At 68.9% G+C, this 15,649-nt stretch carries 13 protein-coding genes and 1 pseudogene; 5 read left to right on the plus strand and 9 right to left on the minus strand.

Going from position 1 to position 15,649, the window contains the following annotated elements; translation table 11 throughout:
• Positions 1 to 27 precede the first annotated feature (27 nt).
• Positions 28 to 1,341: an aminotransferase-like domain-containing protein gene (locus SALPAC4_RS0109845; protein WP_019870189.1), complete on the plus strand. Its 1,314-nt coding sequence runs from the start codon at positions 28 to 30 to the stop codon at positions 1,339 to 1,341.
• 7 nt (positions 1,342 to 1,348) lie between these two features.
• On the plus strand, positions 1,349 to 2,329 hold the full coding sequence (locus SALPAC4_RS0109850) for a D-alanine--D-alanine ligase family protein (protein WP_019870190.1): 981 nt from the start codon (positions 1,349 to 1,351) through the stop codon (positions 2,327 to 2,329).
• 34 nt (positions 2,330 to 2,363) lie between these two features.
• Here SALPAC4_RS0109850 and SALPAC4_RS0109855 read toward each other — a convergent pair whose 3' ends face one another.
• The 9 genes from SALPAC4_RS0109855 to rpmH form a co-directional block, all read right to left on the minus strand.
• Positions 2,364 to 3,287, minus strand: coding sequence for a hypothetical protein (locus SALPAC4_RS0109855; protein ID WP_223874863.1), 924 nt, complete (start codon positions 3,285 to 3,287; stop codon positions 2,364 to 2,366).
• A gap of 790 nt (positions 3,288 to 4,077) precedes the next feature.
• Entirely contained in the window at positions 4,078 to 5,070 is a 993-nt protein-coding gene (locus SALPAC4_RS0109860) for a ParB/RepB/Spo0J family partition protein (protein ID WP_027644712.1), read from the minus strand.
• Between the two features lie 27 nt (positions 5,071 to 5,097).
• The gene (locus SALPAC4_RS28930; RefSeq protein WP_080640881.1) at positions 5,098 to 6,399 is read right to left on the minus strand and encodes a ParA family protein; all 1,302 of its coding nucleotides are present in this window, start codon (positions 6,397 to 6,399) and stop codon (positions 5,098 to 5,100) included.
• Between the two features lie 359 nt (positions 6,400 to 6,758).
• Complete coding sequence (rsmG, locus tag SALPAC4_RS0109870; protein ID WP_019870193.1) at positions 6,759 to 7,487, minus strand: 16S rRNA (guanine(527)-N(7))-methyltransferase RsmG; 729 nt, start codon at positions 7,485 to 7,487, stop codon at positions 6,759 to 6,761.
• 82 nt (positions 7,488 to 7,569) lie between these two features.
• Entirely contained in the window at positions 7,570 to 8,229 is a 660-nt protein-coding gene (locus SALPAC4_RS0109875) for a Jag family protein (RefSeq protein WP_019870194.1), read from the minus strand.
• A 101-nt stretch (positions 8,230 to 8,330) separates the two neighbouring features.
• Positions 8,331 to 9,461: a membrane protein insertase YidC gene (gene yidC, locus SALPAC4_RS0109880; protein ID WP_019870195.1), complete on the minus strand. Its 1,131-nt coding sequence runs from the start codon at positions 9,459 to 9,461 to the stop codon at positions 8,331 to 8,333.
• A gap of 3 nt (positions 9,462 to 9,464) precedes the next feature.
• Positions 9,465 to 9,752 (minus strand): membrane protein insertion efficiency factor YidD, encoded by a 288-nt coding sequence (gene yidD / locus SALPAC4_RS0109885; RefSeq protein ID WP_026323417.1) that lies wholly within the window; start codon positions 9,750 to 9,752, stop codon positions 9,465 to 9,467.
• A complete protein-coding gene (rnpA, locus tag SALPAC4_RS0109890; protein ID WP_019870196.1) occupies positions 9,749 to 10,159 on the minus strand; it encodes a ribonuclease P protein component in 411 nt (136 codons plus the stop codon). The genes yidD and rnpA overlap by 4 nt, the downstream gene beginning before the upstream one ends.
• A 35-nt stretch (positions 10,160 to 10,194) precedes the next feature.
• Entirely contained in the window at positions 10,195 to 10,332 is a 138-nt protein-coding gene (rpmH, locus tag SALPAC4_RS0109895; RefSeq protein WP_018730967.1) for a 50S ribosomal protein L34, read from the minus strand.
• Positions 10,333 to 11,026: 694 nt separating this feature from the next.
• On the opposite strand from rpmH, the gene dnaA reads away from it, so the two are divergent.
• From dnaA to gnd, 3 genes and pseudogenes are all read left to right on the plus strand, one after another.
• Positions 11,027 to 12,793: a chromosomal replication initiator protein DnaA gene (gene dnaA / locus SALPAC4_RS0109900; RefSeq protein ID WP_020113481.1), complete on the plus strand. Its 1,767-nt coding sequence runs from the start codon at positions 11,027 to 11,029 to the stop codon at positions 12,791 to 12,793.
• 800 nt (positions 12,794 to 13,593) lie between these two features.
• Positions 13,594 to 14,727, plus strand: a complete 1,134-nt coding sequence (gene dnaN, locus SALPAC4_RS0109905; RefSeq protein WP_018734662.1) for a DNA polymerase III subunit beta — start codon at positions 13,594 to 13,596, stop codon at positions 14,725 to 14,727.
• A 21-nt stretch (positions 14,728 to 14,748) separates the two neighbouring features.
• Positions 14,749 to 15,639: pseudogene (gene gnd / locus SALPAC4_RS0109910) on the plus strand (phosphogluconate dehydrogenase (NAD(+)-dependent, decarboxylating)); the annotation flags it as partial.
• Positions 15,640 to 15,649: the final 10 nt, after the last annotated feature.

Raw genomic sequence — 15,649 nt, forward strand, 5'->3', positions numbered from 1 at the left:
CGACCACCGGGCAGGTGACAGCGGAACATGACCGGCACGACGCTTGACGACTACACCGACCGCTACGCCCGACGGGTTCGAGGCATGACCGCCTCGGAGATCCGGGCGCTCTTCGCGGTGGCCAACCGGCCGGAGGTGGTCTCACTCGCCGGAGGTGCGCCGTACATCGCTGCTCTCCCCCTGGACGCGGTCGGTGAGATGCTCGGCCGGCTCGGGGCCGACCACGGCATCACCACCCTCCAGTACGGCATCGGTCAGGGCACCCCGGAGCTACGGGAGCGGATCTGTGAGGTGATGTCACTCTCCGGCATCGACGCCGCCTGCGGCGCCTCCCCCGACGATGTCGTCGTCACCGTCGGCGGCCAGCAGGCGCTGGACCTGGTCGCCCGCCTCTTTCTCGACCCCGGCGATGTGGTGCTCGCCGAAGGCCCGACCTACGTCGGGGCGCTCGGGGTTCTCCAAGCCGCCCAAGCGCAGGTCGTACACGTACCGATGGACAACGACGGGCTGATCCCCGAGGCCCTGGAGACGGCCATCGCCGACCAGGCGCGCGCCGGGCGCCGGATCAAGTTCCTCTACACCATCCCCACGTACCAGAATCCGACCGGCGTGACGCTGACCGAGCAGCGACGCGAACGGATCCTCGACATCTGCGAACGCGCCGGCCTGCTGGTGGTGGAGGACGACCCGTACGGGCAGCTTGGCTTCGAGGGCGACGCCCCGGCACCGCTGCGCGCTCGCCGCCGCGACGGCGTCTTCTACCTCAGCACCTTCTCGAAGACATTCGCGCCGGGGCTGCGGGTCGGCTGGATCCTCGCCCCGCACGCGGTGCGGGACAAACTCGTCATCGCCAGTGAGGCACAGATCCTCTGCCCCAGCAGCTTCGCTCAGGCGGCCGTCGCCACCTACCTCGGCACCATGCCGTGGCGGGAGCAGCTCAAGGTCTACCGGGAGGTCTACCGGGAACGGCGGGACGCGCTCCTCGCCGCCATGGCCGACCTGATGCCGGCCGGCACGGCGTGGACCCGGCCCGAAGGCGGCCTCTTCGTCTGGGCCACGCTGCCGGACGGGCTGGACTCGAAGGCGATGATGCCCCGCGCCATCGCCGCCCGAGTGGCGTACGTGCCCGGTACCGGCTTCTACGCCGACGGCACCGGCAACGACGCGATGCGGCTCAACTTCTCCTTCCCACCGCCCGAGCGGATCCGGGAAGGCGTACGGCGGCTCTCCGGGGTGATGGAGCAGGACATCGCCATGCGCCGCGTCTTCGGCGCGGTCGGCCCTCCTGGCTCTCGTCAAGGGCGGGCCGGTTCCGACACCCCCGGACCACACTTGGCATGATTCTGACATGGGTACGACCGCTGCCGATCCCGCTGTCCTGACCGACCTGCGCGTGCTGGTCCTCGCCGGCGGGCTCTCCTATGAACGGGACGTCTCGCTGCGATCCGGCCGTCGGGTCCTCGACGCGCTGCGTGCGGTGGGCGTGGAGGCGGAGCTGCGCGACGCGGATGTCGCCCTCCTGCCGAGGCTCGTCGCCGACCCGCCAGACGCGGTGGTCATCGCGCTGCACGGCGCCACCGGCGAGGACGGTTCACTCCGGGGGGTGCTGGACCTCTGCGATGTCCCGTACGTCGGCTGCGACGCGCGTGCCTCCCGCCGCGCCTGGGACAAACCCTCGGCCAAGACCGTGCTGCGAGAGGCACACATCCCCACCCCGGACTGGGTGGCCCTACCCCACGACCGCTTCTCCGAACTTGGTGCGGTGGCGGTGCTGGACCGCATCGTCGACCGGCTGGGCCTCCCGCTGATGGTCAAGCCCGCGCAGGGCGGCTCGGGTCTGGGCGCCGCCGTGGTCCGGGACAGCACCGCCCTGCCGGCCGCGATGGTCGGTTGTTTCGCGTACGACTCCACCGCCCTGGTCGAACGCTACCTGCCCGGGACAGACGTGGCGGTATCCGTGGTCGACCTCGGGGAAGGACCGCAGGCCCTGCCGGCGGTGGAGATCGTGCCCCGGAACGGCGTATACGACTACGCCGCCCGGTACACGGCCGGCCGCACCACCTGGCACACACCGGCCCGGCTGGCCACCGAGGTGGCCGAGGCGGTCGCCGAGCTCGCCGTCGCCGCCCACACCGCGCTCGGGTTGCGCGACCTAAGCCGGGTCGACCTGATCGTTGATAGCGACGGCCAGCCGCACGTGCTCGGGGTGAACGTCGCACCCGGCATGACGGAGACCTCACTGCTACCGCTCGCGGCCCAGGCCGCCGGTCTCGACTTCGGTCGGATGATCGGCACCCTGGTTTCCCAGGCTGCATCCCGGGCAGCCTGAGCCAGCGAGGCACGGTCGTGGTCGGCCGCCAGCGTCAGGACGGGACCGCGTTCGACGCTGTTGGCCGCGGCGGGGGAGTGTCACCAGCCTGCTCCAGCACACCGGAGCCGGTGCGGCCGCGGGCCGCACCATCGGGCGCGGCTGTACTTTCGGCACGGCCCGGGACTCCCTCGCCTTCGGCACGGCCCGGGGCTCCATCGCCGCCCCCCTGAGGTTGCGGAATCGTAGCGGCTCGGGCTGAGGCTGCCGCGGCCTCCGGAGCGCCAGCGTCGTCAGCCGGAACGTCGGCGTCAGCGCTAATCGCCGCGTTCCCGGGCTCCCCACCCAGCACCGCGTCAGCCCCCGCCCCACCGACACTCTCCGCCGTGCCCGCCGTGTCACCGCCCTGCGCCGTGCCCGCCGTGTCTCCGCCCTGCACCGTGCCGCCGCTGCCCGCCGTACCGCCGCCGTCTGTCGCGCTCTGCTGCCTGGCCACGGAATCCGAGTAGCCTTCACCCAGGGCCGCCTGAACGCTCTCCGTCTCCTTGGCCGCCTCCACGGTGTCAGTCTCGGTCTCAGTCTCCGAGTACTCCGCGGTCTCTACCGCACCGAAGCTGGCCGGTGCCTGCCACTGGATTCGAGGCGGCTCGGCAAGCTGACGGCCGCCGAAGTCCGCCAACCACGCGGCGACGAGGGCGAGATTCTCCCGCCAGGTCGACTCGGGAATCGGGGGCAGGATCGAATCCCACAGGGGCAGGAAGGTACCCCGAAGCTGGAGCTGACCGTACGGCCGGGCGAGGAACCAGAGGTGCAGGTGCGCGGAGCCGTCGCCCCAGCGATTCACATGCACCCGGGATACGCCGTCGAGGGACCGGATGGCGCGCTCCAGCCGGACCGTCAGCACGCCGAGTTCGGCCGCGAGCAGGTTCGGCAGGTCGCCTAGATCCAAATGCGAACGGGACTCGAGGATCAACACCATCGGAAGCCCGGTAGGTCTATCCATCGCACGTACCCGCCACCGCTCGCTGACCCAGATGTACGCCTCATCGGGGGCGCCGCAAGCGGTACATTCCCGGTCGCCTTCACCGCGACGGGGCGGCTCGGTCGCGACCGGATCATCGAGTTGTTTGACGCGGAGATCGCCCTCGAAGGGGAAGGAGGGCCATTGGGTGAAGTTCGGCACTGAGGGAGGGGTGTCGGGCACGAGGTGACCCTAACTGTTTCCGGGACTGCTGTCCCCACCTCCTTCAGCCATCAATCCGCCGGATCAACCCACCGCCGGCCCAGCCGCTTGCCAGCAAGTTATCCACAGGAGGCCTAAGTTATCCACAACCATCTTCCACAGGTCAACACGGCGATTGAGGCGCTGTTTCACGTGAAACAGCGCCACCTGTGGACAACTGCTGTGGATAACGTTGGGGACGAGACTTCTGCTACACCTGAGCCGGTATCAGCGCTCCGAGTAGGCCGGTTTACCGTTGGGCAGGCGCAGCCGATCGTGGGCCGGCCCCTGGGCACGGAAGCAGTCGCTCGCCCGGCCGATCCGGGTTCGCCATCGGCAGAAGGGCCAGCTAAAAGCCGGCAGGGTCGGAGTGAGCAGGGGAGTCAGGCACATGGCGCAGCCGGGGCGAGTGAACCGGCCGAGGAAACGTGGCCGGGCGCGAGTGGGCCGGGCGCGAGTGGCTGAGTCAGTCGGATCGAGCAAACGACAACCGCCCCCGTTTCACGTGAAACGGGGGCGGCGCTCTGAGGTGGAGCCGGGCCTACGGTCAGTCCTCGGGCTGCTCCCGGTCAACTCCGATGATGTCGACGATCCGCTCCAAGTCGTCCACACTGCCAAACTCGATCGTGATCTTTCCCTTACTCCGACCGATGTCGACCTTGACTCTGGTATCGAAGCGGTCGGAGAGTCGATCGGCGAGATCAGTCAGTGCTGGCGCGTGCGGCTTCGGCCGACGCTTCGGCGCTTCCTTCTCGCTGGTGTCATCGCTGAGCGAGAGCGCCACCACCTCCTCGGTCGCCCGTACCGACAGGCCCTCGGCAACGATTCGGTGGGCGAGCCGCTCCTGCGCCTCCGGGTCATCCAGGCTCAACAGCGCCCGGGCATGACCAGCAGAGAGCACTCCGGCGGCGACCCGACGCTGTACCTGGGCCGGGAGGTTGAGGAGTCGGATCGTGTTGGAGATCTGCGGCCGGCTCCGCCCAATCCGGCGAGCCAACTCCTCGTGGGTGGCGCCGAACTCATCCAATAGCTGTTGATATGCCGCCGCCTCTTCCAGCGGATTCAGGTTGGCGCGGTGAATGTTCTCCAGCAACGCATCCCGGAGCATCGAATCGTCCCGGGTGTCCCGCACGATCGCGGGAATGGAGCTCCGACCAACGGCCTGCGCGGCCCGCCAGCGGCGCTCACCCATAACGAGTTCGAACTTCTCGTCATCCAGCTGGCGGACGACGATCGGCTGAAGGAAGCCGACCTCCTGGATTGAGACCTTCAGCTCCTCCAGGGCGTCCTCGTCAAAGACCTGCCGCGGCTGCTTCGGGTTGGGGACGATCGCGTCAACCGGAATCTCGGCGAAGCGAGCACCCGGGACCGGGCTGAGTGATTCGGACGCAGGCAGCGGCGTACTCACCGCCGGCAGGTCAGCGGTCGGCGTCAACGCTGGGTTGTTGACGAATGGGGCGGGCCCGCTGGGCGCTGCTGCCTCGGTAGGAATGAGGGCGCCTAACCCTCGGCCGAGTCCACCCTTGGGACGATTCTTCATGCCTGGCCTCCCCGTGGCCGGTCCGCGCTACGCATTGCGGCTCACCTCGGCCTTGGCGCCCCGCTCAGCAATCTCCTGGGCGGCCTCGAAGTAACTTGTCGCCCCCCGTGACCCGGGATCGTAGGTCATCACAGATTGGCCGTAGCTCGGCGCCTCGGATACCCGGACGTTACGCGGGATGACCGCCTGGAGCACCTTATCCCCGAAGTGGTTGCGAACATCCTGCTCCACGGCATCCGCCAGCCGCGTGCGTCGGTCGTACATCGTAAGCAGGATGGTGGAGACGTCCAGCCGGGGGTTGAGGTGCTGCCGGACGAGGTTGATGTTGTTGATGAGCTGGTTCAAGCCCTCCAGCGCGTAGTACTCACACTGGATCGGGATAAGCACCTCTTCCGCAGCCACCAACGCGTTCACCGTGAGCAATCCAAGCGACGGCGGGCAGTCGATAAGGACGTAGTCGAAGTGGCCCGGGTAACCGGTGATGGCACGGGCCAGCCGCGACTCCCGGGCAACCACAGAGACCAGTTCGATCTCGGCTCCGGCCAGGTCGATCGTGGCGGGAACACACCATAGATCGGGGATTCCCTCGACCGGCTGGGCGACATCCTCCAGGGGCAGGCCGTTGATCAGACAGTCGTACACGTCCGGCACCCCGGTGTGGTGCGGGACGTTGAGCCCGGTAGACGCGTTGCCCTGCGGATCGAGGTCGACCACCAGCACCCGGTTCCCGTGCAGCGCTAGCGCCACTGCCAGGTTCACCGTCGTGGTGGTCTTTCCAACGCCGCCCTTCTGGTTCGCGACGCACATGACCCGGGTCCGTTCTGGACGAGGCATCGTCACCTCGCCGCTCGGGTTCAGGATCTGCACGGCGCGCATAGCTTCCATCGCCAACGGTGGGTCATCCTCTTCGCGCGTCGGTGTTTCACGTGAAACGTACGTGTCGTCCACCCCGTCCTGCCCGGAGGGCAGGCTCGGAGCCTTGGTCGGTTCGGCCGGCCGCCCCGGCGTTGCCTGCTGCGGCACAGCCACCTCGACGTGTGTCGACGTGGCTGTCTTCCCCCGTACCGACGCGGCCCGCTCGGCCGCCGGTGGATCGCCAGCCCGGGAACCCTCCCGGTTGCTCCGGCTCAACGGTACTTCCGACGACGATGGGCGGGTACGTCCGGGAGTCGACGCCGGTCGCCGGAAGGTCTCGTCCTGCGGCATTCGGGAAGGCGGGCTGACAGAGAGAGTGGGGGTGGCCCGCCCGGGGTCGTCGGTTTCACGTGAAACCGGGCCGCCCGTTGACCCGGTCGCGCGTGGATCGTCATACCTGCCGTCGTCATGCACCTGTCATCCCTGCCCGCTTCGGATGGTCGGTCCGCATCCTGCCAACGGGTCGCTCGGGTGGTCCACCCGAGCGTGCGGCCCGTTGGAAGCGGTCGGAATCCGGGAGTACCCGGCACCGCCCGCTCCACATTATCGACGCGCGGCCAGCCTACGGGGATTGGGCGCGGTCGGTCCACGTCGGGCTTCGCATCCCGCCTGCCACCCGTACCTGTTCAACGAGGCAGCTACCGCTCCGGCAAGCCGGATCCGTCGAATTCCGGTAGACCGCTGAGGGCGCCGGTCGTCGGCAACCACATGCTCCCGCCGAGTCCGATTCACAAAATCCGAGCAGGAAGCCAGCGATACGGGGCGGCGACGACTCAGCGCCGCCGACCGCCACGGGAGCGTTTCGCGGACTTGGGCTGCGGCGGTGCCACCACCCGCTCCCGAACGATCTCAATCACTGTCGTCGGTGGCTCGATAGTGCCGGCACCGCAGTGGTGCACCTCGGGCATTCCGCCGCCAAGTCGGTCCACGACGGCGGAATGCTCGGCGATTTCCTCCGCGGCCGAGGTGCCCTTGAGGGCGACCAGCCGTCCGCCCGGCGCAGCCAGTGGAAGGCACCACCGGGCGAGCCGGTCCAGGGGAGCCACCGCGCGAGCGGTCACCACATCGCCGGTGAGCGGCTCGACTCCGCCACCGCCAGAAGCGATCTCCTCGGCCCGGCCCCGGACAACCTGAACCGAGGCCGCCAGGTCAAGCTGCGCCACCGCCTCGACGAGGAAGGCGGTGCGACGGGCCAGCGGCTCGACCAGGGTGACCGAGAGATCCGGCCGGGCGACAGCGAGCACGAGGCCCGGCAATCCGGCACCGCTACCTACGTCAAGCACCGTCGCGCCCGACGGAATCCGCTCCGCCACGGCCGCGCAGTTGAGCAGATGCCGGTCCCAGATCCGCGGCGCCTCCCGCGGACCGATGAGTCCCCGGACCACCCCGTCGGTCACCAACAGACCCGCGTACGCAACGGCCAGGCCCAGCCGGTCACCGAAGAGCGCCCGGGCCGCGGTGGCCAACTCCGGCGGCGGTACGGCGTCCACCTCGCCCGGCACGGGGTAATCGCTGACAGGCAACGGCCCGGGCGGCGTACCACCCGGGCCGGACGCGAAGCGCGCCGCGTCGTGAGTCACCCGCTCAGTCCGCCGGCCGAACAATGATGCGCCGACTCGGCTCGACGCCCTCGGACTCGCTGGCCACGCCGTCGATGGCGTTGACCACGTCGTGCACACACTTACGTTCGAAGGCGGACATCGGCTCCAGCCGCACCGACTCGCCGTGCTCCTTGACCTTCTCGACGGCGTTCTTCGCCACCGCGGCGAGCTCCTTACGGCGGCCCGCCCGGTAGCCGCCCACGTCGAGCAGCAGTCGGCTGGGGGTGCCGGTCTGCCGGAAGACCGCGAGCCGGGTGAGTTCCTGAAGCGCCTCCAGCGTGGCGCCGCGCTGACCAACCAGGCTCTGTAGTCGGCCGCCAACCACCTCCACGACCGGACGCCCACCGGAGACCAGCTCGTCGATGTCCCCGTCGTAGTCGAGGATGTCGAGCAGGCCCTCCACGTAGTCGGCGGCGATCTCACTCTGCCGGAACAGATCGCTCTCACCAGTGGACCGCTGCTCCGTGCCGCGGTCGGCCTCGGCCGCCTCGGTCTGGCCCTTCGCCGTCGTCTCCGTCCCCTCGGCGTCCTGGGACTCGTCAGCGCGGGGCGTGCTGATCTCGGTCACGGTCTCCTCCGTACTCGCTCGGCCGGACCGTCGGGTCCGCTGGTCTCCCGGGGCCGGCGGGAACGCCGGCACCACGGGTAGGTCTATCCGGGCAGTCTCACCCGTGGCCGCGGGGCGCGGCGGCGTTTTGCCCCCGGCCGGCGGTATCGAGGCAGATACCGCCGGCACCGATCGGATCAGCCCTGCCGTTTGGCGGGACGGTCCTTCTGGTTCGCGGGCTGGCCCTTCTTCTGGCTGGCTGCCTGGCCCTTCTGGCTGGCTGCCTGGCCCTTCTGGTTGGCCGGCTGCCCCTTCTGGTTCGCGGGCGCGCCCTTCTTCTGGCCGGCGGCCTGGCCCTTCTGGTTCGCGGGCTGGCCCTTCTTCTGGCTGGTGGGCTTGGCACCCGGCTTCGGGGCGGCGACCTTGGTCGCGGCCGGCTGGGTGGCGGCCGAAGGGGCAGACTTGCCGCGGCCGAAGAGGCCACCGCTCTTCGCCGGCTGCACCGTCTTACCCGCGGTGCTCGACTTGGCGCTCGGCGGCGGTGGGAACTTGCGCAACACCCACTGCTGCTGGGCCAGCGTGAACATGTTGTTGGTGACCCAGTAGATGATCACGCCGATCGGGAAGATCGCGCCGGAGATGAGCAGCGACGCCGGGATGCCGTAGAGCATCAACCGCTGGATCATCCGCTGCTGCGGGTCCTCGGCCCAGCCGGTCTTGAGAATCATCTGGCGGCTGGTCAGGTAGGTGGTGCCCATCATCACCAGCACCAGAATGCCGGCCATGATCTTGACGGTGGTGCCGTCGGCACCCAGCGCGGCCAGTTCCTCGGGGGAGGAGCCGAACTTGCCGGCGATCGGCGCGGTGAAGAGCTTCGCGACTGACGCGCTGTCGAACTGGTCAACCGTCCAGCCGTAGAGCGTCTTCTTGTCCAGTGGCTTGTCTGGGTTGAGCCGGCGGAGTACGTGGAACAGGCCGAGGAAGACCGGAATCTGGAGGAACATCGGAAGGCAGCCCATGAGCGGGTTGGCCTTTTCCTTCCGATAGAGCTCCATCATCTCCTTCTGGAGCGTCTCCCGGTCACCCTTGTGCTTCTCCTGCAGCGCCTTGACCTGCGGTTGCAGCGCCTGCATCGCCCGCTGTGACTTGATCTGCTTGACGAAGACCGGGAAGAGGATCACCCGGACGGTGACCACCAGGAAGATGATGGCCAGGATCCAGGACCAGTTGGTGCCGAGCACCACGCCTTCCGGCACCCCGATGGCGTCCCAGAGCTGGTGCCAGCGCAGCAGGATCCACGAGATCGTTATATAGATAGGGTCGAGCAATTCTCAGACTCCAGTCACATCGGCGCGGCGGCGACCATCCGGCTCCGGCACCGGATCGAATCCACCCGGATGGAAGGGGTGGCAGCGCATCAGCCGCCGGGCCGTCAGGCCGGCTCCCCGAACCGGGCCGTGGCGGGTCACCGCCTCCAGGGCGTATGCGCTGCACGACGGGTAGAACCGACAGCGGGCCGGCAACGCCGGACTTATCCACCGACGGTACGCGATGATGGGCCCAGCCAGCACCCGGGCACCGAGTGAGATCGGTTGTGGGGGATCTGGTGCCGAACTCACCGGGACCGCCGCCCGCGGGGGACGCGTGCGGCCGCGATCGCGGCGTCGAGATCGACACCGAGTCGTTGGTACGACCGGTTCGCCGCGGCGGGCAGGGCACGGACGACCAGGGTGCTTCCGGCCGGCAACTCGGGGAGACGCTCCCGGACCAGGTGCCGCAGCCGCCGTCGGACGGCGTTGCGGACGACGGCGTTGCCAACCGCCTTGGAGACAACGAAGCCGGCGCGGGCTGGTGCGGATGTCTGCTCCGCACCTTCGTCCCGCGCCGACTTCGGCGAAGAGATCTCCGGCGAGGTGCTGGGCGAGGTCAGATGGACGACGACCACGCCACGCCCGACGCGTCGGCCACCACGGATCGCCGCGGCGAAGTCAGTGCTACGCCGCAGACGCTGCGCGGCGGTCAGCACGACTCTCCACGCCCTGCCGATCGGACCTGGTGGCCTCAGGCCGCCAGGCGAGCGCGGCCCTTGGTGCGACGGGTCGAGATGATGGCGCGGCCGGCACGGGTGCGCATGCGCAGCCGGAAGCCGTGGGTCTTCGCGCGCCGGCGGTTGTTCGGCTGGAAGGTGCGCTTGCTCACGTCAGGCTCTCCGTTGTCCTACCCCTGGGCGAGGGATCGCCGGGGTCGCGTCTGGTCCGAGGTCGTCCCAGTTTCAGTTCGTGTCACGATCCAGGTCGTGTCATGATCCGAACCAGGTCATGATCCGGAACACCTCCGTGGCGCTCCCGATCAACGCTGCCCGACGCTGCGGACAGCAAACATCCATCACCCTAGCAGAGGGGGAGCGAGCAGCCGTTCCAGCGTACGCAGGGGCACAACGAGCGTCAACGCTCTCACCGGCCGCCCCGGCGCAGGCAGTTCCGACGTTTTCGCTGCTGCCGCCGACGGTCGGCGTCCCTCCGCTGTTGATGGCGTCCGGACATCGCTGTTACCGTGCCCGATTGCGGTGCAGGGCTGTTGGCCCGAATCGCGGTGAGTGACTGTCGGGAAGCCCGGGGTCGGTCCGGCTGTGGTCGGCGCCGGCAGGCAAGACCGAATCGGGCGGTGGATCGTTCGGCAAGATGACCCACTTCAGCGCCGCCCGTACCGGGTGCGGTCTGACCCACGTTCGGCGGGCGGCCACAATCGGTACCCACACAGGCTGTGGATAACTTGTGGACAAGCACCGGTCGGTCCGCCGGGTGGGGAAGCATCGCGTGAACGCGGCGGGCCCGGGACGGCCGACGGGGAGGACGGCGGCGTCCGGGAACAAAGGCGAGGGGGTGGCACGACGGTGACGGGTACAACCGAACTCGCCGCGGTGTGGACGGCAACGACCGACGAGCTCGCCGACGAGATCGTCTCCGCACAGCAGCGGGCTTACCTGCGGCTGACCCGGCTCCGCGCCATCGTCGAGGACACCGCGCTCGTCTCCGTCCCGGACGCCTTCACCCGAGATGTCATCGAGTCCCGGCTCCGCCCGGCGATCACTGAGGCGCTCACCCGCCGACTGGGGCGGCCCATCCAGGTAGCTGTCACGGTGCGAGCACCGGAGGACGGCTCCGGCCGCCCGGCGGGCACCATCTACCACAGCGCCCCGAACCCGGAGGCGGGCGGCTTACCCAGCGACACCACCGGCGATGTCGCGGGAGGCGGCCCGGACGACGGCGTGGACCAACGATTCCCGCTGATTCCCGGGCAGGCTCAGCCGGAGCGCCGCGCTGCGGTGCCCGCCGGTCCGTACGGCGAGCAGCCGACGCCGGTGTCCCGGGACGGCCAGGAGCCGCTGTTCAGCTCCGCCTTCACCGGACCACCCCGAGCCGAGCGACACGATGTTGACGAGCAGGCCCGGCTGGGCCCGCCGATGACCGAACGCCCGTTCGACGGCCGCTACCGAGCAGAGGCAGTGGACCAGCGCGGAGGGCCGGTGCCGCCCCGGGAGCCCGGCACCGACAGCGGGCCGGGGCGGGTGGACCACCACCGGCCCGGTGGCCGCGAGGACCGCCGGCTGCCAGCACCCGCCGACGGCGGTGGCAACCGGCTCAACCCGAAGTACATGTTCGAGACGTTCGTCATCGGTTCGTCCAACCGTTTCGCCCACGCGGCTTCGGTGGCGGTCGCCGAGTCGCCCGCCAAGGCGTACAACCCGCTATTCATCTACGGCAGCTCAGGGCTGGGCAAGACGCACCTGCTGCACGCGATCGGCCACTACGCCACGACGCTCGGCAACGCCAACTCGGTCCGGTACGTCTCGACCGAGGAGTTCACCAACGACTTCATCAACTCGCTGCGTGACGACAAGACCAGCGCCTTCCAGCGCCGATACCGGGATGTCGACATCCTGCTGATCGACGACATCCAGTTCCTGGAGAACCGGGAGCGGACGCAGGAGGAGTTCTTTCACACCTTCAACACGCTGCACAACGCCAACAAGCAGATCGTGATCACCTCTGACCGGTCGCCGAAGCAGCTGGCGACCCTGGAGGACCGGCTGCGGACCCGGTTCGAGTGGGGACTGCTCGCCGACATCCAGCCACCAGACCTGGAGACCCGGATCGCGATCCTGCAGAAGAAGGCCGCCCAGGAGCGGCTGTTCGCCCCGCCGGACGTACTCGAGTTCATCGCGTCCCGGGTATCGAACTCGATCCGAGAGCTCGAGGGCGCGCTGATCCGGGTTACCGCGTTCGCCAGCCTCACCCGGTCGTCGGTGGAGCTGTCGCTGGCCGAGGAGGTGCTGCGGGACTTCATCCCGGACGGCACCGGGCCAGAGATCACCGCCGACCAGATCATGGTGGCGACCGCCGACTACTTCGGGGTGAGTCTGGAGGACCTGCGTGGGCACTCCCGCTCGCGGGTGCTCGTCAACGCTCGCCAGGTCGCCATGTACCTGTGCCGAGAGCTGACCGACCTGTCGCTGCCCCGAATCGGGCAGGCGTTCGGGGGCCGCGACCACACCACGGTCATGCACGCCGATCGGAAGATCCGTCAGCAGATGGCCGAGCGGCGATCGCTCTACAACCAGATCGCCGAGTTGACCAACCGGATCAAGCAGAACACCTGAGGCGCCCGCCGAGTCAGCGGCCGAGGCCACCCGAACCACCCGCCGAATCGCCGAAACCGGCGCCCTGGCGGCCTCCCTCGGTGCTCCACCATCCCCACGGACCGGACGATGGCCCTCGGATCCGGGCGGTGGGTCGAATCCGGGTGTCCCCGTCGGCGTCGCGCAACCGCACTCGTTGTCCACAGCTTCCGCTTCCCTCGGTGGAGAACGTGGGGCCGCCGACCCCTCGTTACCCACAGGCTGTGGAAAACCCTGGGGGTAGTGCTGTGGACGCTTGGGGATAACGATGTCCTTGTCCACCGGCCGCGGGCCGGGTGTGGACGGGCTGTTGAAGGTTCTGGGGATAACCTGGGTCAAGCGGCGAGCCGCAATCCACAAGCCTGGGGAAGAAGTCCGTGGATAACCGGTGGATAACCGGTGGACAACGGTGGACAGGCTGGGGGTAACTCTGGCCTGTGGATGACGGCCCGGGTTTTCCCCCGACTTCTCCACAGGAAACCCACCGGTGTATTCCCGGTCTGACCTGCGTCAACGCGGGTTCTCCACAGTTTGCACAGGTGCGACGAAGACGATGAGTTAGATCTCTAAAGACAACAAAAACCAATCATCACCGTTGGACTTCCTGTGGATCGGGCCGCAGACCGCCGCTGCCGGTCAGCGGCACCTGGAGACGCATGGGGTCGGCCGTACCGCCGATGCCCACGCGCCCTAAGGTGCCAGGAGAACCGGCACGCCCCGGCGGGTCGGCAGGCAGCGGTCGGCATGAGAGAGTTGGCGCTGACGTTGACGCGGAGGCATTGATGAAGTTCCGAGTAGAGCGCGACGCGCTCGCCGAGGCCGTGGCCTGGACCGCGAAGAGCCTGCCGAACCGGCCGTCGGTGCCGGTGCTCGCCGGAGTGCTGCTGCGGGTCACCGACGGCAACCTGCAGGTCTCCGGCTTCGACTACGAGGTCTCCAGCCAGGTGACCGTTGAGGTGCAGGGGGACGCCGACGGCGCCGCCTTGGTCTCCGGCCGGCTCCTCGCCGAAATCACCAAGGCGCTGCCGGCGAAGCCGGTCGACATCGCGGCGGTCGGTGCCCACCTCGAGCTCGTCTGCGGCAGCGCCCGGTTCACCCTGCCCACCATGCCGGTCGAGGACTATCCCTCGCTCCCGGAGATGCCGGTCAGCGCTGGCACCATCGACGCCGCCGCGTTCGCCGCCGCCGTCGCCCAGGTAGCCGTGGCAGCCGGCCGGGACGAGACCCTGCCGATGATGACCGGCGTCCGGCTGGAACTCTCCGGCGGCACGTTGGCCATGCTCGCCACCGACCGCTACCGCCTCGCCCTGCGCGAGATCGAGTGGCACCCGGAAGACCCGGAGGTCAGCCTCAACGCCCTGGTACCGGCCCGCACGTTGCATGACACCGCCAAGGCCCTCGGACCACTCGGCGGCCAGGTAACCATGGCGCTCTCCCAGGGCGCGGCGGGCGAGGGCATGATCGGTTTCGTCGGCGGCCCCCGGCGCACCACCAGCCGACTCCTCGACGGCGCCAACTACCCGCCGGTGCGCTCGCTCTTCCCCGCCACCCACAACGCGCAGGCCCAGGTTCCGGTCAGTGCGCTCATCGAGGTCGTCAAGCGGGTCGCGCTCGTCGCCGAACGGACCACTCCGGTGCTGCTCAGCTTCAGCGGCGACGGCCTGGTCGTTGAGGCTGGTGGCACCGAGGAGGCCCGTGCCAGTGAGGCGATGGAGGCCAGCTTCAGCGGTGAGCCGCTGACCGTTGGTTTCAACCCGCAGTATCTGATCGACGGTCTCTCGAACATGGGGACCCAGTTCGCTGTCCTGTCGTTCGTTGACGCCTTCAAGCCGGCGGTGATTTCTCCCGTTGACGAGGATGGCGAGGTCGTGCCCGGGTACCGCTACCTCATTATGCCGATCCGCGTCTCCCGCTGATCGCACCGAGACGACCCACAACGCACGGAGGTACGGACAATGCAGCTCGGCCTGGTAGGGCTCGGCCGCATGGGCGGCAACATGCGGGAGCGGCTGCGTGCCGCCGGGCATGAGGTGATCGGCTACGACAACCAGGCTGAGCTGAGCGACGTCGCAAGCCTGGCGGAGCTGGCGCAGAAGCTGGACGCGCCGCGCGCGGTGTGGGTCATGGTCCCCGCCGCCGTCACCGACGAGACCATCAACAAAATGGCGGAGGTGCTCGACGCCGGCGACATCATCGTTGACGGAGGCAACTCGCGGTTCAGCGACGACGCGCCGCGTGCCGAGCGGCTGAACGAGCGTGGCATCGGGTACGTCGACGCCGGGGTCTCCGGTGGCGTCTGGGGCCGGCAGAACGGGTACGCCCTCATGGTCGGCGGTGCCCAGGAACACGTAGACCGGTTGATGCCGATCTTCGAGGCGCTGAAGCCGGCCGGAGACTTCGGCTTCGTGCACGCTGGTCCGGTCGGTGCCGGACATTACGCCAAGATGGTGCACAACGGCGTCGAGTACGGTCTCATGCACGCCTACGCCGAGGGCTACGAACTGCTGGCCAAGTCTGAGCTGGTCACCGATGTCCCCGGTGTCTTCAAGTCCTGGCGGGAGGGCACGGTCGTCCGCTCCTGGCTGCTCGACCTCCTTGACCGGGCACTTGATGAGGACCCGGAGCTGGCCGAGTTGAGCCCCTACACCGAGGACACCGGCGAGGGGCGGTGGACCGTGGACGAGGCGGTCCGGCTCGCCGTCCCGATGAACGTCATCGCCGCCGCGCTCTTCGCCCGTTTCACCTCCCGGGAGGATGACTCGCCCGCGATGAAGGCCGTCGCCGCGCTGCGCCAGCAGTTCGGCGGGCACGCCGTTCGTAAGCGCTGACGGCCCCACC

This window comes from Salinispora oceanensis, assembly GCF_000383575.1.
GTDB classification, from domain to species: Bacteria; Actinomycetota; Actinomycetes; order Mycobacteriales; family Micromonosporaceae; genus Micromonospora; species Micromonospora oceanensis.